General features: G+C 72.3%; 20 protein-coding genes and 1 pseudogene. 6 read left to right on the forward strand and 15 right to left on the reverse strand.

The window, feature by feature from the left end; genetic code table 11:
* The 3 genes and pseudogenes from AB0A97_RS36775 to AB0A97_RS36785 form a co-directional block, all read right to left on the reverse strand.
* Nucleotides 1-213: pseudogene (locus tag AB0A97_RS36775) on the reverse strand (amino acid--tRNA ligase-related protein); the annotation flags it as partial.
* Between the two features lie 101 nt (nt 214-314).
* Nucleotides 315-995: a response regulator transcription factor gene (locus tag AB0A97_RS36780; protein WP_361158840.1), complete on the reverse strand. Its 681-nt coding sequence runs from the start codon at nt 993-995 to the stop codon at nt 315-317.
* Nucleotides 992-2296, reverse strand: a complete 1305-nt coding sequence (locus AB0A97_RS36785; RefSeq protein WP_361158842.1) for an ATP-binding protein — start codon at nt 2294-2296, stop codon at nt 992-994. The genes AB0A97_RS36780 and AB0A97_RS36785 overlap by 4 nt, the downstream gene beginning before the upstream one ends.
* Before the next feature lie 235 nt (nt 2297-2531).
* Here AB0A97_RS36785 and phoU point away from each other — a divergent pair, with 235 nt between their 5' ends.
* Nucleotides 2532-3209: a phosphate signaling complex protein PhoU gene (gene phoU / locus AB0A97_RS36790; RefSeq protein ID WP_361158845.1), complete on the forward strand. Its 678-nt coding sequence runs from the start codon at nt 2532-2534 to the stop codon at nt 3207-3209.
* A 474-nt stretch (nt 3210-3683) separates the two neighbouring features.
* On the opposite strand, the gene AB0A97_RS36795 is transcribed toward phoU, so the two are convergent.
* Entirely contained in the window at nt 3684-4445 is a 762-nt protein-coding gene (locus AB0A97_RS36795) for a phosphoglyceromutase (protein WP_361158848.1), read from the reverse strand.
* Between the two features lie 383 nt (nt 4446-4828).
* Here AB0A97_RS36795 and AB0A97_RS36800 point away from each other — a divergent pair, with 383 nt between their 5' ends.
* Nucleotides 4829-5965 carry a hydrolase gene (locus tag AB0A97_RS36800; RefSeq protein WP_361158851.1) on the forward strand — a complete coding sequence of 379 codons (1137 nt, stop codon included), beginning with the start codon at nt 4829-4831 and terminating at the stop codon, nt 5963-5965.
* An 81-nt stretch (nt 5966-6046) separates the two neighbouring features.
* Here the strand turns inward: AB0A97_RS36800 and AB0A97_RS36805 are convergent, their stop codons facing one another.
* Nucleotides 6047-6544, reverse strand: a complete 498-nt coding sequence (locus tag AB0A97_RS36805; RefSeq protein ID WP_361158854.1) for a YbjN domain-containing protein — start codon at nt 6542-6544, stop codon at nt 6047-6049.
* Complete coding sequence (locus AB0A97_RS36810) at nt 6537-7952, reverse strand: glycosyltransferase (protein ID WP_361158856.1); 1416 nt, start codon at nt 7950-7952, stop codon at nt 6537-6539. Before AB0A97_RS36810 ends, AB0A97_RS36805 begins: the two co-directional genes overlap by 8 nt.
* Before the next feature lie 330 nt (nt 7953-8282).
* Between AB0A97_RS36810 and AB0A97_RS36815 the strand changes: the two genes are divergently transcribed.
* The gene (locus AB0A97_RS36815) at nt 8283-9095 is read left to right on the forward strand and encodes a class I SAM-dependent methyltransferase (protein WP_361158859.1); all 813 of its coding nucleotides are present in this window, start codon (nt 8283-8285) and stop codon (nt 9093-9095) included.
* A 54-nt stretch (nt 9096-9149) separates the two neighbouring features.
* On the opposite strand, the gene AB0A97_RS36820 is transcribed toward AB0A97_RS36815, so the two are convergent.
* The 7 genes from AB0A97_RS36820 to mshD all read right to left on the reverse strand — a co-directional run bounded on the left by AB0A97_RS36820 (nt 9150) and on the right by mshD (nt 16907).
* Nucleotides 9150-9572, reverse strand: a complete 423-nt coding sequence (locus tag AB0A97_RS36820) for an Hsp20/alpha crystallin family protein (RefSeq protein ID WP_361159056.1) — start codon at nt 9570-9572, stop codon at nt 9150-9152.
* Nucleotides 9573-9740: 168 nt separating this feature from the next.
* Complete coding sequence (locus tag AB0A97_RS36825; protein WP_361158861.1) at nt 9741-10175, reverse strand: NUDIX hydrolase; 435 nt, start codon at nt 10173-10175, stop codon at nt 9741-9743.
* Nucleotides 10176-10183: 8 nt separating this feature from the next.
* A complete protein-coding gene (locus tag AB0A97_RS36830) occupies nt 10184-11188 on the reverse strand; it encodes a CHAD domain-containing protein (protein WP_361159059.1) in 1005 nt (334 codons plus the stop codon).
* A gap of 133 nt (nt 11189-11321) precedes the next feature.
* Nucleotides 11322-13604, reverse strand: a complete 2283-nt coding sequence (locus tag AB0A97_RS36835) for an RNA degradosome polyphosphate kinase (protein ID WP_361158863.1) — start codon at nt 13602-13604, stop codon at nt 11322-11324.
* Nucleotides 13605-14300: 696 nt separating this feature from the next.
* Nucleotides 14301-14780 carry an ATP-binding protein gene (locus AB0A97_RS36840; protein ID WP_361158866.1) on the reverse strand — a complete coding sequence of 160 codons (480 nt, stop codon included), beginning with the start codon at nt 14778-14780 and terminating at the stop codon, nt 14301-14303.
* A gap of 3 nt (nt 14781-14783) precedes the next feature.
* Nucleotides 14784-15665, reverse strand: coding sequence for an MEDS domain-containing protein (locus AB0A97_RS36845; protein WP_361158869.1), 882 nt, complete (start codon nt 15663-15665; stop codon nt 14784-14786).
* A gap of 294 nt (nt 15666-15959) precedes the next feature.
* The gene (gene mshD / locus AB0A97_RS36850; RefSeq protein WP_361158872.1) at nt 15960-16907 is read right to left on the reverse strand and encodes a mycothiol synthase; all 948 of its coding nucleotides are present in this window, start codon (nt 16905-16907) and stop codon (nt 15960-15962) included.
* 134 nt (nt 16908-17041) lie between these two features.
* On the opposite strand from mshD, the gene AB0A97_RS36855 reads away from it, so the two are divergent.
* The gene (locus AB0A97_RS36855; RefSeq protein WP_361158874.1) at nt 17042-18901 is read left to right on the forward strand and encodes a bifunctional metallophosphatase/5'-nucleotidase; all 1860 of its coding nucleotides are present in this window, start codon (nt 17042-17044) and stop codon (nt 18899-18901) included.
* 198 nt (nt 18902-19099) lie between these two features.
* Entirely contained in the window at nt 19100-19606 is a 507-nt protein-coding gene (locus AB0A97_RS36860) for a DUF3574 domain-containing protein (protein WP_361158876.1), read from the forward strand.
* 23 nt (nt 19607-19629) lie between these two features.
* Here the strand turns inward: AB0A97_RS36860 and AB0A97_RS36865 are convergent, their stop codons facing one another.
* Nucleotides 19630-19845, reverse strand: a complete 216-nt coding sequence (locus tag AB0A97_RS36865) for a DUF4287 domain-containing protein (RefSeq protein ID WP_361158879.1) — start codon at nt 19843-19845, stop codon at nt 19630-19632.
* A 126-nt stretch (nt 19846-19971) separates the two neighbouring features.
* Nucleotides 19972-20826 carry an NAD(P)H-binding protein gene (locus AB0A97_RS36870; protein WP_361158882.1) on the reverse strand — a complete coding sequence of 285 codons (855 nt, stop codon included), beginning with the start codon at nt 20824-20826 and terminating at the stop codon, nt 19972-19974.
* A gap of 361 nt (nt 20827-21187) precedes the next feature.
* On the opposite strand from AB0A97_RS36870, the gene AB0A97_RS36875 reads away from it, so the two are divergent.
* Nucleotides 21188-22510 (forward strand): DUF2993 domain-containing protein, encoded by a 1323-nt coding sequence (locus tag AB0A97_RS36875; protein ID WP_361158884.1) that lies wholly within the window; start codon nt 21188-21190, stop codon nt 22508-22510.

Below are 22510 nucleotides of genomic sequence, written 5' to 3' on the forward strand. Positions count from 1 at the left end.
GACGTCCGGCTCGTGGTTGCGGATGGCGCCGGAGGACAGCTCGACGCCGTTGCAGACGATGTCGTACTGCCAGGCGAGGATGTCCAGCGGGTCCTAGGTCTCCAGCGCCTCCAGGCCGCCCTGCGGCATGGAGAACGGGTTGTGGGAGAACTCGATCTTGCCGGTGTCCTCGTCCTTCTCGAACATCGGGAAGTCGACGATCCAGCAGAAGCGGGAGTGCTCCGGTCCGCACGGCGCTCGCGTACGCCGTACCGCGCCGCACCTGGCCGCGTCAGAGGCGCCTCTGACGCCCGGCGCCTCTTACGGCTTACGGCTTACGGCTCGAATTTGTACCCCAGCCCCCGGACCGTGACCAGGTACCGCGGCGCGCCCGGGTCCGGTTCGATCTTGGCGCGCAGGCGCTTCACGTGGACGTCCAGCGTCTTGGTGTCCCCCACGTAGTCGGCGCCCCAGACGCGGTCGATCAGCTGCATACGGGTCAGCACCCGGCCCGCGTTGCGCAGCAGCATCTCCAGGAGGTCGAACTCCTTCAGCGGCAGGTCGACCTTGCCGCCGGAGACCGTGACGACGTGCCGGTCCACGTCCATCCGGACCGGCCCGGCCTCCAGGGCCTGCGGCGAGACCTCCTCGGGCTCCCCGCGGCGGCGCAGCACCGCGCGGATCCGGGCGACCAGCTCACGGGAGGAGAAGGGCTTGGTGACGTAGTCGTCGGCTCCTATCTCCAGGCCGACCACCTTGTCGATCTCACTGTCCTTGGCGGTCACCATGATGACCGGGACGTTGGAGCGGCCGCGCAGCTGACGGCAGACCTCGGTGCCGGGCAGGCCCGGCAGCATCAGGTCCAGCAGGACCAGGTCGGCGCCGTTGCGCTCGAACTCGTCCAGGCCGTCGGGACCGGTCGCCGCGACGGCGACCTCGAAGCCCTCCTTGCGGAGCATGTACGACAGGGCGTCACTGAACGATTCCTCGTCCTCGACGACGAGCACTCGGGTCACGGAAGGACCTCCGGGGCAGGGTGAGCAGGAAGCGGATCGTTGAAGGTCTCGTACGGGCGGTCCTCTTCGTCGAGGCCCTCCGCCGACGGGTCGGAAGCGGGACGTGCGCGATCGCGCACGGCACCGGCCTCCGGGAGACGCAGGGTGAAGGTGGAGCCCTGTCCCTCAGCGCTCCACACCGTGACCTCCCCGCCGTGCGAGGCGGCCACGTGTTTGACGATGGCGAGGCCGAGGCCGGTCCCGCCGGTGGCGCGCGAGCGCGCCGGGTCCACGCGGTAGAACCGCTCGAAGACGCGGTCCCGGTCCTTCTCCGATATCCCGATGCCCTGGTCGGTCACCGCGATCTCGATCAATCCCCCAGTGCCGAAAGCCTGGGAGGTACCCCCACCGCCGTGCGCCGGGACACGGCGGCCCGCGATACCGACCCGGGTACGGGCCGGGGAGTAGTTGACGGCGTTCTCGACGAGGTTGCCGAGGGCGGCGGCGAGCTGGCCGCGGTTGCCCCAGACGTGCAGGTCGGCGGTGCCGGCGGCGGCCATGGTGATCTGCTTCGTGCCCGCCTGCTGGCGGCAGCGGTCGATCGCCTCCGCGACCAGCTCGTCCACCCGGACCGGCTCGGCGTCCTCCAGCGGGTCGTCGTTCTGCACCCGGGAGAGGTCGATCAGTTCCTGGACGAGGTTGGTCAGCCGCGTGGCCTCGTTCTGCATCCGTCCCGCGAAGCGCTCGACGGCCTCGGGGTCGTCGCTGGCGTCCATGACGGCCTCGGACAGCAGGGACAGGGCGCCGACCGGGGTCTTGAGCTCATGGCTGACGTTGGCGACGAAGTCGCGCCGTACCGCCTCTATGCGCCGGGCCTCGGTCAGGTCCTCGACCAGCAGCAGGACCAGCCGCGACCCGAGGGGCGCGACCCGCGCCGAGACCGCCAGGGCGTCGCCACCCCGGCCCGTCCCTCTGCGCGGCAGGTCCAGCTCCACCTGGCGTATCTCGCCGTCGCGGCGGGTGTCGCGGGCCATCTGGAGCATCGGCTCGACGGCCAGCTTCCCGCCCCGTACCAACCCCAGCGCGTACGCGGCCGAGCTGGCCTTGACCACGGCGTCGGCCTCGTCCAGGACGACGGCCGAGGAACGCAGCACGGACAGAACCGTGTCCACACCGGGCGGCAGGACCGCGTCGGTGTGCAACGACGTACGCGTGGGCTTGGCCTGATCCCGCTCGCTCCAGCGGAACGCCAGCATGGCGAAGACGCCGGTGCACAGTCCGGCGATCGCTGCCACTGCGGCGACGGCCGCGTCCACGTTCATGACTCCAGGTTATGCGTCGGCTGTGACAGTTCCCCAGCCGTTCGAGGGCCTGCTCGAACATACGTCGCCCAGAGTTCACCTTGGTGTCGGCGCCGGTTCATTCCGGAGGTCAGAACCGGTCGCGTTCCGGCCGGAACGTGGGAGCGTGGGGACTCCGGCCCCCACTCCGTCAAGCCGAATGGCACTTCACCACCCCGAGCGACACGTCACCACCCGAACCGAGAGAAGGTCACTGATGCGGGACGCGTACCACGAGGAGCTGGATTCGATCGGCGAGAGCCTCGTCGAGATGGCCAGGCTCGTCGGCTCCGCGATCGGGCGCGCCACCACGGCGATACTCGACGCGGACCTGAAGCTGGCCGAGGCCGTCATCGCCGCCGACGAGAAGGTCGACGACCTCCAGCGGGACCTGGAAGCGCGGGCGATAGCCCTCCTCGCCCGCCAGCAGCCGGTCGCCACCGACCTGCGGATCGTCGTCACCTCCCTGCGCATGAGCGCCGACCTGGAACGCTCCGGCGACCTGGCCCAGCACGTGGCCAAGCTGGCCCGGCTGCGCTTCCCGGACACGGCCGTACCGCGGGACCTGCACGCGACGATATTGGAGATGGGACAGCTCGCCCAGCGCCTGATGGCCAAGGCCGCCGAGGTCATCATCACCAAGGACGTCGACCTCGCACTCCAGCTGGAGCAGGACGACGACGCGATGGACCTCCTCCACCGCACCCTCTTCCAGCACCTGATGGACGACCGCTGGAAGCACGGCATCGAGACGGCCGTGGACGTGACGCTGCTGGGCCGCTACTACGAGCGCTTCGCCGACCACGCCGTGTCGGTCGCCAAGCGGGTCGTGTACCTGGTCACCGGCGAACACGCGGACGAGATCGCCCCGCCGGCCCCGGTGGAGGGCGCGTAGCAGCACCCCACCGCGCACGGCACGGCACGTACGCCCCGGTCAAGAGCCGTACAGCGGCGGGCCGTGCCACCACGCGCCGTTGATGCGCCTCGCGAGGCGGGCATCCAATGGACACCGAACGACATTCGGATGGCCCTCTCCCCGAGGAGGCAAGTCATGACGCGTTCCCCTGCACCCAACCCGGCCCCCGGCAACTGCGCCTGCGGCCCCAGCTGCTCCTGCGGCTGCCAGTCCGGCGGCCCCTGCCAGTGCGGCGGCTGCAGCTGACCGACAGCGCCCGCCACCCGCGGTCGCACCCGACTTCCGGCGGCCACCAGAACCGCATCCGCAAGACGCACGGTGCCTCGCCCGGGAGACTGCCGGGCGAGGCACCGTGGTGGTCGGCACCCGACCCTGCCGTGCCCCGCACGACGGTCCGGCAGAAGCCCCCCACCGGCGGCGAAACCGCAGGTAGGGGGCTTGTGCGCGTGGGGCTTACTTCTTCTTGCCCTGGTTCTTGACGGCCTCGATGGCTGCCTTGGCGGCGTCCGGGTCGAGGTAGGTGCCGCCCGGGTTCACCGGGTGGAAGTCGGCGTCGAGTTCGTAGGAGAGGGGGATGCCGGTGGGGATGTTCAGGCCGGCGATGTCGGCGTCGGAGATGCCGTCGAGGTGCTTGACCAGGGCGCGGAGCGAGTTGCCGTGGGCGGCGATCAGGACGGTGCGGCCGGTGGCCAGGTCCGGGACGATGCTGTCGTACCAGTACGGCAGCATGCGGACGACGACGTCCTTGAGGCACTCGGTGCGGGGGCGCAGGTCGCTGGGGATGATCGCGTAGCGCGGGTCGTCGATCTGGGAGAACTCGGCGTCGTCGGCGAGGGCCGGCGGCGGCGTGTCGTACGAGCGGCGCCAGAGCATGAACTGCTCCTCGCCGAACTCGGCCAGGGTCTGGGCCTTGTCCTTGCCCTGGAGCGCTCCGTAGTGGCGCTCGTTCAGACGCCAGCTGCGGTGGACCGGGATCCAGTGGCGGTCGGCTGCCTCCAGGGCGAGCTGCGCGGTGCGGATGGCGCGCTTCTGGACGGAGGTGTGCACGACGTCGGGGAGCAGGCCGGCGTCCTTGAGCAGCTCACCGCCGCGGACCGCCTCCTTCTCGCCCTTCTCGTTGAGATTGACGTCCACCCAGCCGGTGAACAGGTTCTTCGCGTTCCACTCGCTCTCGCCGTGGCGAAGGAGGATCAGCTTGTACGGTGCGTCGGCCATGCCTTCGAGCGTAATCCACTTCCGGCCATGGGCTCGCCGCGGCCCGGAGGCCCCGGGGGGGGTAGGGCGTGGGCATGACAGGTTGCCGGCAGTGTCGGGGTAGCGGGAGGGCGACAGGGGTGCCGGCACGGTCGCGGTGTGCTCGGGGTTGCGGGAGCGTTGGGGGGAAGCCGAAGGACGGCGACGGGACGGGGAGGGGCGGAATGGTGGGTCGTACGCGGCGTGCTTGTGTGGTTACGGGGATGGGAGTCGTGGTGGCGGGGCTGGCTTTTGCTGGTTCCGGGAGCGGGAGTGCGGCGGCCGGTTCCGGGGGTAGGGGGACGGTGGCTGGGGCTGGAGGCGGGAGGGCGGTGGCTGGGGCTTCGGGCGGGGTGCCGGTCCGTATGGTGCTGCCGGCGCCGACTGGGCCGTACGGGGTGGGGGGCGTGGCCCTTCGCTTGGTGGACGAGGGGCGGCGGGATCCCTGGGTGGTGGGGCGGGCTTGCCGGGAGCTGATGGTGAGCGTGCGCTATCCGGCCGGGGCGGCGGGTGGGTGTGCGCGGGTGCCGCAGATGTTGCCCGGGGAGGCGGCCGCGTTCGCGGCTTGGAGCAACTTTTCGAAGGTCATTCCGGAGGGGATGGCCGACTGGGGTGCCACCCGTACGCATGCGTGGCGGGGCGCGCCGGTCGCGCAGCCAGGTGGGCGGGGTTTTCCGGTGGTTCTCCATTCGCCGGGTGCGGCGGATCCGCGCGGGCTCGGCAGCACGCTCTGCGACGAGTTGGCGTCCCGTGGGTACGTCGTCGTGAGCATCGACCACACGTATGAGGCGCCCGGGGTGCAATTCCCGGACGGACGGGTCGAGTACAGCCGGATGCGGGAGGAGGCCGGGAAAGCGCAGCGGCCGGAGCAGGTCGTCGCGCTGCTGAAGAAGCTGACGGCGGTGCGGGTGGCCGACACCCGGTTCGTGCTGGACCAGTTGGGCCGGGCGGTGGTGCTGCCGCGGATGCCGGGAGGGGTGCTGGACTTGCGGGCGGTCGGGATGTTCGGGCACTCCGGAGGTGGGTTCACCGCGGCGCAGGCGATGCATGACGACCGTCGGATCAGGGCCGCGGTGAACATGGACGGCGTGATGGGCTACACCCAGCGGGACGACGATCCGGCCAACCCGTCCACGGTCGGCACGGACGGACTGGACCGCCCGCTGCTCCTCATGGGCAAGGAGGGCGACGATCACCACACGGTCGCGTCCTGGAAGGCGGTGTGGGAGCGCAGTTCGGGGTGGCACCTGGATCTCACCCTGACCGGCGCCGGGCACGCGAGCTTCACGGACGCGCAGTCGCTGGTCCCGCAGTTGGCCCGGAAGGCGGGGCTCCCGCGCGAGGCCGTCGAGGAGCTGGTGGGTACGGTCGCGCCGGAGCGCTCGGTGGCGGCACAGCGGGCGTATGTGACGGCGTTCTTCGACCGGTGGCTGCGGGGGCGGGACAGCGGGCTGCTGGACGGGCCTTCCGGGCGCTTTCCGGAGATTCGGTTCGTACGGTGAGCGGGAGCAGGAGCGGTTCGTACGGTGGCCGGAGCGCGGTTCGTACGGTGCCGGAAGCGTTCCTGCGGCGGCGCGGTGGCGTTACGCCGACGGGCGCCGGGTCAGGTGGCTGAAGGCTTCGAGGTTGCGGGTGGACTCGCCCCGCGCGACCCGCCACTCGTACTCCTTGCGGATGGCGGAGGCGAAGCCCATCTCCAGGAGGGTGTTGAAGCTGCCGTCGGCGTTCTCCAGGACCGTGCCGAGGATGCGGTCGAGTTCGTCGGGGGTGACGGCCGCGAGCGGCAGTTTGCCGACGAGGTAGATGTCGCCCAGTTTGTCGATCGCGTAACTCACGCCGTACAGACGGGTGTTGCGCTCCAGGAGCCAGCGGTGCACGGCTTCGTGGTTCTCGTCCGGGTGGCGGACGACGAAGGCGTTGATGGACAGGGAGTGCTTGCCGACGATCAGGGAGCAGGTCGTGGAGAGCTTGCGGGTGCCGGGCAGGGTCACCACGTACGTGCCGTCGGTGGGCGACTCCCACGTCAGGCCGGCCTCGTCGAGAGTCGCCTCGATCACCTGTCGTGCCGCTTCGTCAGCCATGGGGCGATCGTAGGTGACGGCGTCGTTCCTGCATCGCGGCGGTGTACACCTCGGCGGTCGCGGCGGCCGCGGTGTCCCAGCCGAAGGACCGGGCGTGCCGCGCGGCGGCGGCGCCCATCCGGCCGGCCAGTGAGGTGTCGCGGGCGAAGCGGCCGAGGGCGCGGGCGTAGTCGGCCGGGTCGTGGCCGGATATGAGGAAGCCGCTGACGCCGTCGTGCACGGCCACCGGCAGGCCGCCGACGGCGGCGGCGATCACCGGGGTGCCGCACGCCTGGGCCTCGACGGCGACCAGACCGAAGGATTCGCTGTAGGACGGCATGACCAGGACGGACGCGGCGCGGTACCAGTCGGCGAGCTGCTCCTGGCCGACCGGCGGCCGGAACCGGACCACATCGGCGATGCCCAGGCGGGCGGCCAGCTTCTGCAGCCCTTCGGGCTTGGCCAGACCACTGCCGCTGGGCCCGCCGACCACCGGGACGACCAGGCGCGAGCGCAGGGACGGGTCCTCGTCGAGCAGGACGGCGACGGCGCGCAGCAGGATGTCGGGCGCCTTGAGCGGCTGGATGCGGCCGGCGAAGAGCGGGATCAGGGCGTCCTGGGGGAGGCCGAGGCGGGCGCGGGCGGCGGAGCGGGAGGCAGCGGTGTCGGACGGGGCCTCGTCGGTCACCGGGGCGCCCGCGGAGGGCGCGGCCGGTCCCGCGGGGCGGAAGCGGTCCAGGTTGACGCCCGGGTGCACCACGGCGACCTTGTCGGCGCCGGCCTCGTAGTGCCGCATCAGCTCGGCGGCTTCCTCGTCCGTGTTCGCGATCAGCCGGTCGGCGGCGCGCACGATCTGCGTCTCGCCGATGACGCGCGCGGCGGGCTCGGGGGTGTCACCCGCGGCCAGGGCGGCGTTCTTGACCTTGGCCATGGTGTGCATGGCGTGCACGAGCGGGACGCCCCAGCGCTCGGCGGCGAGCCAGCCGACGTGACCGGAGAGCCAGTAGTGGGAGTGCACCAGGTCGTAGTAGCCGGGCCGGTGGCCCGCCCACGCCTGCATCACGCCGTGCGTGAAGGCGCAGAGCTGGGCGGGCAGCTCCTCCTTGGCCAGGCCCTCGTACGGGCCCGCGTCCACGTGCCGGACGAGGACGCCCGGGGCCAGCTCGACGGCGGGCGGCAGGGTGCCGGTCGTGGCCCGGGTGAAGATCTCGACCTCGATGTTGAGGGAGGCGAGCTTCCTGGCCAGCTCGACGATGTAGACGTTCATGCCGCCGGCGTCGCCGGTGCCCGGCTGGTGCAGCGGGGAGGTGTGCACGCTCAGCATGGCGACCCGGCGCGGGCGGCGGGCCGCGCCCGGCAGGCGCAGCCCGGAGCGGCCCGGGAACGGACCGTGGGAACGGCTGCGGAGCCTGGACACGTATTGGCTCACTGCGGGCTACCTCCTAGCCGGTACGGCCTGGGCCGGGGCGTGCGGCGCCTCCGAAGCCCGTAACAACGGAACCCGCGCATCCATTTCCCTGTGAGCCCGCTCCCTCTTCACTTTGCCAAAGCGTGACCTCGTGGGGCGGGTGGTGGCAGAAGGCACGAAGGTCGGGTCGGGGTTGATGGGTACAAGGATTGGGACGAGGCCGGTAGGGACAGAGGTTGGGCTGGGTCTGACGGGCACAGAAGTTTGACTGTGGCTAGTGGGCACAGGGGTTGGGCCGGGGTCAGTGGGCGCGAAGGTGGAGCCGGGGCCGGTGACGCATAAGGTCAGGACATGGTCCGCAGCCCGTCCGCCTCTCCCCCGCCCTCCCGCCCCCTAGGGAACGCGACCCGCGGCACCACCAACCCGAACCGGCTGCGCCGCATGGACCGCTGGATCGCCGCCACCCACGCCGCCGTACTGCGCCGCGGCCCCGCCCCCGTCGCCGTGGACCTCGGATACGGGGCCGCGCCCTGGACCGCGGTGGAACTGCTGGCCCGGTTGCGCACGGTGCGGGCCGACGTCCAGGTGGTCGGCGTCGAGATCGACCCGGCGCGGGTCGCCGCCGCGGCACCGTACGCGTGCCCGGGGCTGGCCTTCGCCCACGGCGGGTTCGAGGTGCCGCTGCCGGGGCGCCGGGCGCCGGTGCTGATCCGGGCGGCGAACGTGCTGCGCCAGTACGCGGAGGACGAGGTGCCCGCCGTGTGGGAGCGGCTGTGCGCGCGGCTGGCGCCGGACGGGCTGCTGGTGGAGGGCACCTGCGACGAGATCGGGCGGCGGCACGTGTGGGTGGCGCTGGGCCCCGAGGGCCCGCGCACGGTCACCTTCGCGGCCCGCCTCGGCGCGCTCGAAACCCCGTCCGACCTGGCCGAACGGCTGCCGAAAGCCCTGATCCACCGCAATGTGCCGGGCCAGCCCGTGCACGCGTTCCTGCGCGACTTCGACCGGGCGTGGGCGGCGGCCGCCCCGTACGCCTCGCTGGGCGCGCGGCAGCGGTGGATGCGCAGTGTCCTCGCCCTGAGCACGGCGTGGCCGCTGGCCGACGGGCCCCGGCGGTGGCGGCAGGGGGAGGTCACCGTGCGGTGGGAGGCGGTCGCGCCGGTGTGAGGTGGCCGGCCTCGGCCCGGCCGCCGCTTCGGCGAGCCGGGCCGGTCCCGCACCTCAGTGGGAGATCTGCTTGCGCGAGCTTCCGCCCGCGATCTCGATCTTGCGCGGCTTGGCCCGTTCCGCGATCGGGATACGCAGGGTCAGCACACCGTTCTCGTACGCCGCGTCCACCCGCTCGCTGTCGAGCGAGTCACCGAGGAACAGCTGCCGGCTGAACTTGCCCGCCGTACGTTCGCTCGCGATCAGCTCGGCGCCCTCGGGGGCGGTGGGGGTTCGCTCGGCGCGGACGGTCAGCACGTTGCGCTCGATGTCCAGGTCGATGGTCTCCGGGTCGACTCCCGGCAGATCGAAGTGGATCACGAACTCGTCCCCGGACCGGTAGGCGTCCATCGGCAGTGCGGCGGGACGCGCCGTCGTCCCGAGCACCTGCTGGGTGAGGCGGTCGAACTCGCGGAACGGGTCGGTACGCATGAGCATCACGGGTCATCTCCTTCCGAAGGCACTGGGTGCGATGCCCTTCTGCCTTCTGTTGTAGCTCGGAGAAGGAAAATTGACAAGCCTGGACTCAAGGTTGCTGAGGCTCAGCGGAACGATGGCGTGGGGACGCCCCCGCGCCGTACCTCGCGCCAACCGAAGAAGCCCAGGTCAGGAAGGCACCCCGGGTCCCCGCTGGAGCGCCCCCAGCAGCGCGTCCACCAGCCGCCGGTCCCGCTCCTGCGTCAGGACACGGCGGGCCCGGTCCGGCGGGAGCCACAGGAGGCGGTCCACCTCGATGCTCGGGGTGAAGCTGCCGTGGGTGGCTTCGGCGGCCCAGTAGCGGACTTCCTTGGGACGACCGTTGGCGAGGTAGTGCGTGCTGGGGAGCCGGGCGCCGGGGTGGCACTGCCACCCGGTCTCCTCGGCCACCTCGCGGAGGGCGCCGGCCAGCCAGTCCTCGTCGCGTTTGAGTTTGCCTTTCGGGTGCGACCAATCGTCATATTTCGGGCGGTGTACGAGGGCGATCTCCAGGCCGTCGGCCGTGGCGGACCGGCGCCACAGGACGCAGCCGGCCGCGCGGACGGGTTTTGCGGGCACCGACATGTCCTCCGTCATCCCTTCCGTACCGGAGAGCCCGGCTCGGGTACGGGCGCGGGGAGCCAGACCCGCCCGAACACATAGCGGGCCGCTTCGGCCTCGTGGCGCTGGTCGGCGTGCAGGACGCCGAGGGCGTAGGCGGTGGCGGGGGCGATGCGCGGGGTGCGGGCCGCCGCGGCGGCCGCGGCGGCGGCTTCGGCGGCGTCCCGGTGGCGTTCCAGCGCGCGGCCGGCTTCCGCCAGGCGCGGGTCGGTGTCGTCGGGGTCGGTCACTTCCTGGGCGTACCGGCTGAGGCGGGCCAGCAGCCGTACCTGGTGCCAGGGCCCGTCCTGCCGGGAGTCGGCGGTGAGGGCGTCGCCGTTGTACGCCTGACCCGCGCGGGCGAGCGGCAGGGCCGCGACGGCCTCGGCGAGGCGCCGGTGGGCCTGTTCGGCCAGCGGGAGCAGCGCGTCCGGCGCGGGCCGGTCGGCCGTGGCGGTGAGCGGCGCCTCCGAGGCGAGTACGGCCACGGCGTCGGCGACGGCGTGGAAGCGGGAGGAGCCGAGCGCCTGGAGGGCGGCGGAGTGCGCGCGGGTGCGGGCGAGGGTGATCTGCCGTTCCAGCAGGGCGCCGGCGCGCGCGGCCCCGGTGGACAGCAGCGCTTCGGCCGCGTCGGGGTCCGGCGCGTCCCGGGAGGCGGAGGCGGCGGGGCTGCTGAGGTCCGTGGGGGCGGTGAGGCGCTGGAGGGCTCCCAGCAGCCGGTCCAGCCGTGCCGTTCCGGCGTGTTCGCGGGCCAGGGTGCCGGACAGCCAGGCCAGTTCGCCGCGCAGATGGTCGGCCCACCTCTCGTCCGTGAGCGGGCGGAAGGTGTGCAGTGCGCCACCGATCCGCCGGGCGGCGGACCGCAGTCGGCGGGCCGCCTCACGGGCGCTCTCCGCGTCCGGGCCGCTCTCCCCGTGGGCGCGCAGGCTGCGCAGGAAGTCCGTCGCCCGGTGGTGCAGATAGGCGGCGAGGACGTCGCGGGCGGTGCGTCCGGTCAGTGCGGAGCCGTCGGTTCCGTACGGGTGCGGGCCGCTGCCGGGGGACGTCGGCCCGCCGGGCCGCGCCGGTCCGTCGGCCAGGGCGGCAGGCGCGCCGCCGGGCCCCGCGGGCTCGTAGCGGAGCGGGGGGAAGTCATGTCGCTGAGCCACGCCTGCGCCTCCGGGCGTCAATGAGCAGTTCCTGTACGTTGCGCAGCGGCGCGCCGTCCGCGTCGACCGCGTGCCGGGTCCAGTCGCCGTCCGGGCCCAGGTGCCAGGACGAGGTGGCGTCCGACGTGCCGATCTCCAGGAGACGGCTGAGGGCGGCGCGGTGGGCCGGGTCGGTGACCCGTACCAGCGCCTCGATCCGCCGGTCGAGGTTGCGGTGCATCATGTCGGCGCTGCCGAGCCAGACCTCGGGTTCGCCGCCGTTGCCGAAGGCAAACACCCGGGAGTGTTCGAGGAAGCGGCCGAGCACGCTGCGGACCCGGATGTTCTCGCTGAGCCCTTCGACTCCGGGCCGCAGGGCACAGATGCCGCGTACCCACACATCGACCGGTACACCGGCCTGGGAGGCGCGGTACAGCGCGTCGACGACGGCCTCGTCGACCATCGAGTTGACCTTGACGCGCACGTAGGCGGGCCGCCCGGCACGGTGGTGCGCGATCTCCTTGGTGATGCGCTGCACCAGGCCGTCCCGCAGGGACTTGGGGGCGACCAGCAGCCGCCGGTAGGTCTCCCGGCGGGAGTAGCCGCTGAGCCGGTTGAAGAGGTCGGAGAGGTCCGCGCCGACCTGCGGGTCGGCGGTCAGCAGCCCCAGATCCTCGTACAGCCGGGCCGTCTTGGGGTGGTAGTTGCCCGTCCCCACGTGGGAGTAGCGGCGCAGCATCTCGCCTTCCTGGCGGACGACGAGCGACAGCTTGCAGTGCGTCTTGAGGCCGACCAGCCCGTACACGACATGGCAGCCCGACTCCTCCAGCTTGCGCGCCCACTTGATGTTGGCCTGTTCGTCGAAGCGCGCCTTGATCTCCACGAGGACGAGCACCTGCTTGCCGGACTCGGCGGCGTCTATCAGCGCGTCGACGATCGGCGAGTCGCCCGAAGTGCGGTACAGCGTCTGCTTGATGGCGAGGACGTCCGGGTCGGCGGCGGCCTGCTCCAGGAACGCCTGGACGGAGGTGGAGAACGAGTCGTACGGGTGGTGCAGCAGGACGTCACGGGCGCGCAGCGCGGCGAAGATGTCGGGCGCGGACGCCGATTCGACCTCGGCGAGGTCGCGGTGGGTGCCCGCCACGAACTTGGGGTACTTCAGTTCCGGCCGGTCCAGGGCGCCGATGCCGAACAGGCCGGTCAGGTCCAGCGGTCCGGGCAGCGGGTAGACCTCGGAGTCGGAGACCTTCAGCTCCTGGACGAGCAGGTCCAGCACGGCCGGGTCGATGGACTCCTCGACCTCCAGGCGGACCGGCGGCCCGAAGCGGCGCCGCATCAGCTCCTTCTCCAGTGCCTGGAGGAGGTTCTCCGCGTCGTCCTCCTCGACTTCGAGGTCCTCGTTGCGGGTGACCCGGAACATGTGGTGCGCCCGCACCTCCATCCCGGGGAACAGCTCCTCCAGGTGGGCGGCGATCACGTCCTCGATGGGCACGTACCGCTGCGGCGCGGCCTCCAGGAAGCGGGAGAGCAGCGGCGGGACCTTGACCCGCGCGAAGTGGTCGTGGCCGCTGACCGGGTTGCGCACCACGACGGCCAGGTTGAGGGAGAGGCCGGAGATGTACGGGAACGGGTGGGCCGGGTCGACGGCGAGCGGGGTGAGCACCGGGAAGATCTGCTGGCGGAACAGCGTGAACAGCCGGGACTGCTCCTTCTCGGTCAGCTCGGGCCAGCGGATCAGGTGAATGCCCCGGTCGGCTAGCTCGGGGGCGACGTCCTGCTGGTAGCAGGCCGCGTGCCGGGCCATGAGTTCGCGGGAGCGGGTCCAGATGAGGTCCAGCACCTCACGGGGCTGGAGGCCGGAGGCGGAGCGGGTGGCGACGCCGGTCGCGATGCGCCGCTTGAGGCCCGCGACGCGCACCATGAAGAACTCGTCGAGGTTGCTCGCGAAGATCGCGAGGAAGTTGGCCCGTTCGAGGAGCGGCGTGGCCGGGTCCTCGGCCAGTTCCAGCACCCGCTCGTTGAACGCCAGCCAGCTGCGTTCGCGGTCCAGGAAACGTCCGGCGGGCAGCTCCGCACCGTCGGCGCCCGCCGCGCCGGTCTCCTCGTAGTCGTCCAGGTCCGCGTCGAGGTCGGGTTCCAGCTCGGGCACCGGCACGGCGACCGCGTGCGGGCGGTGCGCCGCTATGGAGCCCACCGACGGCTGCGCGGACGGCGGCAGGTGGGCCGCCGTCCGGGACGTGGTCGGCTCGGTCCGGTCCGTGTCCTGGGCGCTGGGCTGCTGGTTCATGGCCTTATTCTTCCGCGCCGGAGGCTCTGTCAGCCCGTCGGACGGAGCCGGTACGGGTTCCGGTACGGGGCGCAGGCGGCGGCCGGCGGCATTCGGGACAGCGGGCTGCATCCAGTGATGCTCGCAAGCGACGTTGAATCGCCGGTAACGCGGACGTGGCGGCCAGGCAAGCGGGCCGCTACTCCCCGGTGTTTACATTCCCGTGCCTTGCGTTTCAGGGGGCGCGCCCCCTGGGGCGCGCAAGGGGGCGCTCGGTCGCTCTGGCGTGCGCCCTCGGCGTGCCCACGGCACCAAGGCGCTGGTGGCCCGGCACGCGGCGGGCAACACGGCCTGGCGGGACGGCGCCCGCACGCCGCGGCACTCCGTACAGCCTGCTTCACCGGGAGCGTGGGCACCAACTCGGTCGTCGTGTCCGCGTTGAGGAGGGCGTCGGGCACGAGGCCGACCGCTCCGCAGTGGTTGCAGGGCACGCGGGCCGGGGTCTGCGTGAGATCGCTGAGGGCCGGACCGGGGCCACGGAATCACCCGTTCAGCGGGGCCGCAGCACCCGCACGGCGGGCAGGGCCGGCCGCCGAGCCCGGCGCGGGCGTGCGGGGACATCACGACGGTGGTGCCGTGCTCGGCGGCCCGGGCCGTCAACGGACCGGCGATCCCGTACAGCGGCCCGGTGATCCCGTACAGCGGCCCGTCCTGCATTCAGTCCGCCGCGGACGCCAGTCGTACGCAGCACGTGACGACGGCGCCCCGCGGGCCGGGGCCGCTGCCCGGGCCGACCTCCAGGCCGTCCGTGAGCCGGCGTACGGTCCACAGTCCCCAGCCTGTGGACTCCGCCAGTCCGGGCGGCCGTTCGGGGATGACGGACGCGTCGAAGCCCGGCCCGCTGTCGGAGACGCGGCAGCACACCAGCGTCCCCCTGCGGTAGAGCTTCAGCAGACCGCCTCCTCCCGCGTGCCGGACCGCGTTGTCGGCCAGTTCGTTGGCGGACAGCAGCAGGGCGTTGTGGCGGTTCCCGGCCAGGCCCAGGCGTGCGGCGTACTCGCCGAGCGCGACGCGCAGCCGCGGCAGGTCGGCCGAGGTGAAGTCGGCCTCCAGGCAGTGGTCGGCGGCGAGGTGCACGCTCGGCCCTGGCGGCCTCTGCGGGCCCCCGGCGGGCGAACCCTGGGTCGTCGGTCCCATGCGTCACTCGCCTTCCACGGTCAGCTGCGGGATGTCGAGCGCCCCCAGAAGCAGGAACGTGTGGGCGTGTATGCCGTCGCACCGGATGACGACACGTCTGCCGCCCTCGGCGGCCAGCCGCAGTACGGCCCGTGCGCAGTAGACGTCCAGGAAGGACAGCTCGGTGAGGTCCAGGACGACGCGCGGCTCCGCCGAGTCGGCGATACGGCGCAGGGCGTTGTTGAACGGTTCACGGGTGGACAGGTCGGCCTCGCCGACGAGCCGCAGCCCGTACGTGCCGGAGCCGGGCTCCGTGATCGGCAGGGCCAGCAGCGTGCCGGGGCGTTTCAGCAGGGCGGTGGGGTGGCCGGCCGCCGCCCGGTCCAGGACGTCGCCGCTGAACCGGGTCTCGTCGTACGTGCAGATCTCGGTGTAGTGCGCGTCGGTGAACAGGTAGTGGCAGCCCTTGCTCTCCCGCCACAGGACCCGTTCGACGTCGGCGCCGAAGGCCGCCACCCAGGCCATGTCGATGGCGCTGCGGACCGTCGGGTACCCCTCGCGCAGCGCCTCCTCGACCTCCCGCCGCAGCCCGGCCATCTGCCGTTCCACCGAGATCTCCCGCGGCCGCCACATCCGGTCCATGGTGAGCAGCTTCAACTGGCCGCGCTCCAGCGGCGGTCCGACCGGCGGGCCGTACGCCTCCAGGTGCTCCAGCACGGTGGTTTCGGGCACCTCGGGGTCCGCGAAGAGCAGTACCCGCTCCCCGCGGGTGATGCCGGTCTGCGTGAACGAGCCGATCGTGGACCAGCGCGACTCCTCGTCCGCGTAACTCGCGAAGGCGTGGTCCCCCGGCCGCAGGCGCTCCACCGGCACGATCCGGGTGTGCTCTTCGGCATGGAAGGGCAAGGAACTCTCCTACGTCTGCCGCCGTTTCGGCCCGGCCGTGCCGGCGCTCCGCATTCGGGCGCGCCGAGTGCGGGCACTCAGCCGGGAGGGTAGCGGGACGTGCGGCGCCGCCGGGCCGGAGGACGGAACGGCGGCGCCCTTGGACCGCTTCACGGCGGCAAACGATCGGTTGAGTTCGAGGTCTGTCCCCGTAGGGAAAACGTAGCGCCGAGTTCTGTACGACAGGCGAGGACGTGTTCTGTGCGCTCACGTCGCCGCGCGCTCACGACCCGACGTGCTCACGCCTTCGTACGCTCACGTCTCCGTGCGGTACATCAGGTCCGTCTCGTGCGTGGTGAACCCGAGCCGCTCGTAGACGGTCACGGCGGGCACGTTGTCCGCGTCGACGTAGAGCATCGCCGTCGGTACGCCCTGCCCCGCCAGGTGCCGCAGCCCGATCGCGGTGAGCGCCTTGCCGAGCCCGCCGCCCTGCGCGTCCGGCCGCACACCGACCACGTACACCTCGCCCAGGCCCTCCGCGGCGTGGATCTTGGTCCAGTGGAAGCCGGTCAGCCGGCCGTCCCGCTCCGCGAGGAAGAAGCCCTTGGGGTCGAACCACGGCTCGGCCTTGCGGTCGTCCAGGTCGCGCTGGGTCAGCGAGCCCTGCTCGGGGTGGTGGGCGAAGGCCGCGGCGTTCGCCTCCAGCCACGCCGCGTCGTCGCTGCCCGGCTGGAAGGTCCGTACGGACACGCCTTCCGGGAGCACCGGCTCCGCCAGCTCCAGGCCGTTCAGCGGGCGGCGCATCTGCCGCAGCTCGCGGAAGAGCGTCATGCCGAGGGTCTGGGCGAGGTGGCGGGCCGCGGCGTGGCCGCCGTGCGCCCACACCCGCAGGCGGCGGCCGGACTGCTCCAGCAGTCCGGTGCCCAGCGCGCGGCCGTGGCCGTGGCCCCGGTGCGACGGGTGCACCACCAGTTCGGCGGCGGGCGCCTCCACGGGATCGGTGTCCTCCAACTGGGCGTACCCGGCGAGCACCCCGGCCTCGTCGTCCGGCCCGCCCGGTACGTACAGCAGCAGATGCCGTACGCCCTCGCGCCGCCCGCCGCGCAGCTGGAGGCGCCCCTGTTCGGACACGGCGGGCTGCCCGTCCGTCGCCGCGGCCTGCTCGATCAGTGCGAGGGCGGCGGCGGCCGCGTCCGGCGTCAGCTCGTCCGTGACCTCGACCCGCCGGCCCGTCCGGCCCTTGTCCTGTGCTGCGTCAGTCATGCTCCGAAGGGTACGGCCCGGGCTCCGGTACACCCGATGCACACCGGTCCGTCAGCTGTCACCCCTGTTCCGCTACGCGCGTTGACCGTAGGCTGCGTCCGCTCGGACACCAGCCCACAAGGGAGACCCTCCTCATGTCACCGAGACCGCAGCGGCGGCGCACGACGCGCAGACTGACGGTAGGAGCGGCGGTGCTCGCCGCCGCCGTCGGCATCACGGCCGCGGCACCGGCCGGCGCCGAACCCGCCGCCACCGCCACCGCCGCCCACGCCCGCCACACCGGACACGGGCACGGCCACGGCGGGGGCCACGCCTCCCGCACCGTCGACGTGCAGCTCCTCTCCTTCAACGACTTCCACGGCAACCTGGAGCCCCCGCAGGGCTCCGCCGGCACCGTCGAGGAGCAGCAGGCCGACGGCAGCCGGAAGAAGATCGAGGCGGGCGGTGTCGAGTACCTGACCACCGCGCTCCGTACGGCGCGCAAGGGCCACCCGTACTCGGTCACCGCCGCGGCCGGCGACATGGTGGGCGCCAGCCCGCTGCTCTCCGGTCTGTTCCACGACGAGCCGACCATCGAGGCCATGAACAAGCTGGGCCTGGACGTCACCTCCGTCGGCAACCACGAGTTCGACGAGGGCCGCGCCGAGCTGACCCGCCTCCAGAAGGGTGGCTGCCACCCCACCGAGGGCTGCTACGAGAAGGGCAAGCGCTTCCGGGGCGCCGACTTCCCCTACCTCGCCGCGAACGTCACCGACGAGAAGACCGGCCGCCCGATCCTCAAGCCGTACACCGTCTGGAAGCACAAGGGCGTCAAGATCGGCTTCATCGGTGTCACGCTGGAGGGCACGCCCGACGTGGTCAGCGCCAACGGCGTCAAGGGCCTGAAGTTCCACGACGAGGCCGAGACCATCGACCGGTACGCCAAGGAGCTGGACCGGCAGGGCGTGAAGTCGATCGTCGCGCTGATCCACGAGGGCGGCCTGCCCGCCTCCACCGCGTACGACTACGACTGCGACAGCCCCGGGCCGGGCGCCGGCATCTCGGGGCCGATCGCGGAGATCGCCAAGAAGGTCACGCCGAAGGTGGACGCGCTGGTCACCGGCCACACCCACCAGGCGTACGCGTGCACGGTCCCGGACCCGTCCGGGATGCCGCGCACCGTCACCTCGGCGGCCTCGTTCGGCAAGCTGTACACGGACACGACGCTGACGTACGACCGCCGTACCAAGGACATCGTCCGTACGTCGGTGAAGTCGGCCGCCGCGCGCAACCACGTCGTGCACCGCGCCCAGCCCAAGGCCGCGGACATGACCGCGCTCATCCAGCGCTGGAACAAGCTCGCCGCGCCGGTGGCGGACAAGCCGGTCGGCCACGTCACCGCGGACATCCCCGGCCGCGGCGCGGCGACCCCGGAGTCGCCGCTCGGCGACCTGATCTCCGACGCGCAACTGGAGGCCACCCGGGCCGCGGACAAGGGCGGTGCGCAGCTCGCCCTGATGAACCCCGGCGGAATCCGCTCGGACCTGGCCTACAAGGCGTCCGGGAGCGAGGGGGACGGCGTCGTCACGTACGGCGAGGCGTTCACCGTGCAGCCCTTCACCAACCTGACCGACGTCGTCACCCTCACCGGCGCGCAACTGCTGACCGCGCTCCAGCAGCAGGTCGGCGGAGCGAACGAGGCGTCACCGAAGATCCTCCAGGTGTCCGAGGGGCTGACCTACACCCTGGACCTGACCAGGTCCGGCGCCGACCGGGTGGTCAAGGACTCGGTGCGGCTGAACGGCGACCCGATCGACCCCGCGAAGACCTACCGCGTCGCCATGAACGAGTTCCTGGCCGGCGGCGGTGACGGCTTCACCGTCCTCAAGGAGGGCAAGGACAAGTACGTCGGCCCGTCCGACCTGGACGCCCTGACCGCGTACCTGACGGCGCACTCCTCGGCGGCCGCGCCGCTCGCGCCGCCGAAGGCCGACCGGATCAGGGTCGTGAAGTAACGGGCACAGGCGGCTTCGCGTACGGCCCGGCGGGGTGCTGCCGCCGGGCCGTACGCCGTCCGCCCGGCACTCCCCGCCTGCGGGGCCACCCCGCCCGCCACGGGATGTCCAGAACGGACAGCGCGCCGGCACCGGCGCCTGGCTACCCTCGGCGATCGCGCATCTCTCCCCGGCCCCCACCGCTCGAAGGGCACGCCCATGCCGACGGACTCCCGTCCCCGCACGTCCCCCGCCCGCTCCCGGCTTCGCCTGGCCGCGCTCGTGCTGAGCGCGGCGCTCCTGGGCGCCGGAGCCCCCACCGCGTACGCGGCGTTGGCCGAGGAGGACCGGCCCGCGCGCACGGCCGCCGCAGCGCCCCAGAAGTCCGTGGAGGGCCGCCCGTACATCGAGACCAGCCTCCTGTTCGGCACCGCCCGCCCCGACGGGGGCCCGCAGGTCACCGACAAGGAGTTCCACGCCTTCGTCGACCAGTTCGTCACACCGCGCTTCCCCGACGGCCTCACCGTCCAGGACGGGTACGGCCAGTACCGCGACGCGCACGGCACGATCGAGCGCGAGCGCTCGTACGAACTGATCCTCCTCTACCCCACCTCCCAGTCCGGCCCCGGCAACCCCAAGATCGAGCAGATCCGCACCGCTTACATGAAGCGCTTCGGCCAGGAGTCGGTCGCCCGCATCGACGACCGCACGCGGGTCGGCTTCTGACGGGACGCCGCCCCGCCCGGCCTTTACTCCCCCTTGGCTTCCACCAGGGTGTGCGCGACCAGCGCGTCGGCATGCCCGTGCCCCATCCCGTGCTCGCCCTTGAGCCAGCCGACCAGCTCCATGTGCTTGCTCAGCGGCGACGCACGCAGGAGCTCCTTCCACTCGGCTATCGGCCGCCCGTACTTCTTCTCGATCGACGGGAAGTAACTGGCCGGTCCCTTAACAGCGTTGTCAGTCATGACCGCAGTCTGACAGCCACCACTGACAACTCCTGTGGCCTGCGCGGGAAGGAAGGCAAGCCGCTCGCGTTCCGGCTTGCCCCCCGGGCCCGGTTTCGGGTGCGGACGACCGGACCGCCGCGCGGATCAGCGGAAGTCGGCCGCGTGGTCCCGGGCCCACTGTTCGAAGGTCCGGGCCGGGCGGCCGGTGACCTGCTGAACGGTGTCGGTGATCGGCGGGGTGGTGCCGACGGTGGTGGCGAAGAGGCCGAAGAGTTCGAGCAGGGCTTCCTTGGGCAGGACCGGTGTCGCGCGCTCCTCGGCCACCTGTTCGGCGGAGACCACCTCCAGCCGGGTGGGGCGGCCGAGGACGCGGCCGATGTCGGCGACCTGTTCCGCCCTGGTGCGGGCCTCCGGGCCGGTGACCACGTACGCCTGGCCGGTGTGGGCGCCCGTACGGTCCAGGAGGGCCACCGCGGCGACGGCGGCGAGGTCGTCCTCGTGCACGGGCGAGGTCACGGCGTCCGGCAGCGGGTCGCGCACCACGCCGCTGTCCCGGATCTCCTCGGCCCACATCAGCGCGTTGGTGGCGTACGCGCCGCCGCGCACGAAGGTCCATTCCAGGCCGGAGGCCCGGACCGCGCGCTCGGCGACGCTGTGCATACGCGAGACGAAGTTGTCGTCGTCCTCCGGGCCGTCGGTGACGGCTATCGAGGAGTTGAGGACGATGCGGCGCACGCCGGCCCGCACCGCCGCCTCGACGATCGCGGGGCCCGCGTCGCCGCCGCCCGCGGCCAGGTTGAGGAAGAGCGCGTCGGCGCCGCGCAGGGCCGGGTCGAGCGCGGCCGGGTCGGTGAGGTCCGCCCGTACCGTCTCGGCGCCGGGCGGCAGCCCGGCCCGCTCGGGATCGCGGGTCAGGGCCCGTACGGAGGCGCCCTCCGCGAGGAGTCGGCCGACCAGACTCCGGCCGATGTTGCCGGTGGCCCCGGTTACTACGATCATCGCTGCGCCCTTTCAGGAGGCGTGGTACGAGTGCTGGCGTACGCGTACTGACACAGGAGTGCCGACACTGGTCAACGCCTGGCCACGGCGGGAATTCCCGGGCGCCGGCACCGGCGGGTTCCGGCCAAGCGGACGGGACAAGCCCGCGTATACCTCACTTACCGCCAGTAGGACTTGCGTTCGAGGGCCGTCACCGTGGTGGGATGTCCTGATGCGCATCCCCACACGCATACCCTCACCCTCCTCGAACCCCTCCCCCACACCGGACCCATCGGAACCACGGACACCAGCGCAGACGGCAGCGGCGGACCGGCGGTCCCCCACCGCGGCCACGCGTGACGAACAGGGCAGCACGGGCGATATGGGCAGTACGGCCGGTACAGCCGGTACCGGTGATACCGGCGGCACCGGCGACACCGCGCGGTTCGAGAAGATCAATCCGTATGCGGACCTCGCCGCCCTGGCCGACCCCGAGCCGGAGCCCGGCGCGGACGGGACGACGGGCGTCGCGCCGCTCACCCGGCGCACCTACCTCAACGAGCGCGACGACAGCGACGATCCGCTGGGCCTGGGCCTGCGCTCCGACGAGGACGACCCGCACGCCTGGACGCCGCCGAACCACCGCCGCCGCAAGCGCGGGATCAGGCGGTTCGCGGCGGTGTCGAAGACGGTGAAACTGCTGATCGCGCTCCTGGTGTGTGGGGCGTTCCTGGCGCTCTCGGACCGGTTCGCCGTGCTGTACGCGCAGAACAAGGCCGAGGAGCAGCTGAAGAACTCCCTGCACCTGAACGCCAACCCGGAAGTCGACATCAAGGGCTTCCCCTTCCTGACGCAGGTGCTCGGCAAGCGGCTCGACCGGGTGGACGTCACCGTGCCGGACCTGGCGGCCGACCGGGTGTCGCTGGCCAAGGTCGAGGCGAGCGCGCGGGACGTACGGCTCGACGGCGACCTGCCCGCCTCCCTCACCGGCGCGACGGTCGGCTCCGTGCAGGGCACCGTACTGCTGTCGTTCGACGACATGAACCGGGAACTGGGCGCCTCACAGGTCCGGTTCAGCGAACTCGGCCCCAACTCCGTACGGGCCGTGGGACAGCTCCCCATCGCCGGGCACGAGCTGCGCGTACGGGCGGAGGCGCACATCCGGCAGGCCGGGGACCGCGGGATCTCCACCGACATCGGCAAGATGCGCCTGGACATCGCCGACGTGGCCGTCTACCGGCCCGGCACCGGCAAGGAGGAGGGGCTGCGGCTGACCCGCAAGGCCGCGGCCGAGGTGAGCCGGCAGGCCGCCAAGGTGAAGTCGCTGCTGGCGGTGCCGGCCATCGCGGAGCGCCTGGGCATCCCGCAGCAGGCCATCGACGACGCGCTGCGCAACGAGAAGAAGCTGCACGAGCTGACCGGCGCGCCGCGCTTCATCGAGCAGCTCATGCAGGTCAACCTCGTCGATGTCGTGGTCGACCACCCGTGGCTGCTCCAGAAGGTCGGCATCGACCCGAAGATCCTGGGCGCGCTGTCCGGGCTGACCAAGCCGCAACTGGCGGACCGGCTGTCGCTGTCCTTCCGGCTGCCCGACACGCCGGGTGACGTGCGGCTGCGTGACATCTCCGTGGAGAAGGACGGCATCCGGGTGCGGATCACCGGCTCCGGGCTGCCGATCGGCAGCGCGGCGAAGGGCAAGAAGTAG

The organism is Streptomyces sp. NPDC045470 (assembly GCF_040646595.1).
Lineage (GTDB): Bacteria > Actinomycetota > Actinomycetes > Streptomycetales > Streptomycetaceae > Streptomyces.

What these genes read in the sequence shown, in the direction of transcription:
- AB0A97_RS36785 (WP_361158842.1), bottom strand. Translation starts at nt 2,296, where the DNA reads ATGAACGTGGACGCGGCCGTCGCCGCAGTGGCAGCGATCGCCGGACTG.
- phoU (WP_361158845.1), top strand. Translation starts at nt 2,532, where the DNA reads ATGCGGGACGCGTACCACGAGGAGCTGGATTCGATCGGCGAGAGCCTC.
- AB0A97_RS36795 (WP_361158848.1), bottom strand. Translation starts at nt 4,445, where the DNA reads ATGGCCGACGCACCGTACAAGCTGATCCTCCTTCGCCACGGCGAGAGC.
- AB0A97_RS36800 (WP_361158851.1), top strand. Translation starts at nt 4,829, where the DNA reads ATGGTGCTGCCGGCGCCGACTGGGCCGTACGGGGTGGGGGGCGTGGCC.
- AB0A97_RS36805 (WP_361158854.1), bottom strand. Translation starts at nt 6,544, where the DNA reads ATGGCTGACGAAGCGGCACGACAGGTGATCGAGGCGACTCTCGACGAG.
- AB0A97_RS36815 (WP_361158859.1), top strand. Translation starts at nt 8,283, where the DNA reads ATGGTCCGCAGCCCGTCCGCCTCTCCCCCGCCCTCCCGCCCCCTAGGG.
- AB0A97_RS36820 (WP_361159056.1), bottom strand. Translation starts at nt 9,572, where the DNA reads ATGCTCATGCGTACCGACCCGTTCCGCGAGTTCGACCGCCTCACCCAG.
- AB0A97_RS36825 (WP_361158861.1), bottom strand. Translation starts at nt 10,175, where the DNA reads ATGTCGGTGCCCGCAAAACCCGTCCGCGCGGCCGGCTGCGTCCTGTGG.
- AB0A97_RS36835 (WP_361158863.1), bottom strand. Translation starts at nt 13,604, where the DNA reads ATGAACCAGCAGCCCAGCGCCCAGGACACGGACCGGACCGAGCCGACC.
- AB0A97_RS36840 (WP_361158866.1), bottom strand. Translation starts at nt 14,780, where the DNA reads ATGGGACCGACGACCCAGGGTTCGCCCGCCGGGGGCCCGCAGAGGCCG.
- mshD (WP_361158872.1), bottom strand. Translation starts at nt 16,907, where the DNA reads ATGACTGACGCAGCACAGGACAAGGGCCGGACGGGCCGGCGGGTCGAG.
- AB0A97_RS36855 (WP_361158874.1), top strand. Translation starts at nt 17,042, where the DNA reads ATGTCACCGAGACCGCAGCGGCGGCGCACGACGCGCAGACTGACGGTA.
- AB0A97_RS36860 (WP_361158876.1), top strand. Translation starts at nt 19,100, where the DNA reads ATGCCGACGGACTCCCGTCCCCGCACGTCCCCCGCCCGCTCCCGGCTT.
- AB0A97_RS36865 (WP_361158879.1), bottom strand. Translation starts at nt 19,845, where the DNA reads ATGACTGACAACGCTGTTAAGGGACCGGCCAGTTACTTCCCGTCGATC.
- AB0A97_RS36870 (WP_361158882.1), bottom strand. Translation starts at nt 20,826, where the DNA reads ATGATCGTAGTAACCGGGGCCACCGGCAACATCGGCCGGAGTCTGGTC.
- AB0A97_RS36875 (WP_361158884.1), top strand. Translation starts at nt 21,188, where the DNA reads ATGGGCAGTACGGCCGGTACAGCCGGTACCGGTGATACCGGCGGCACC.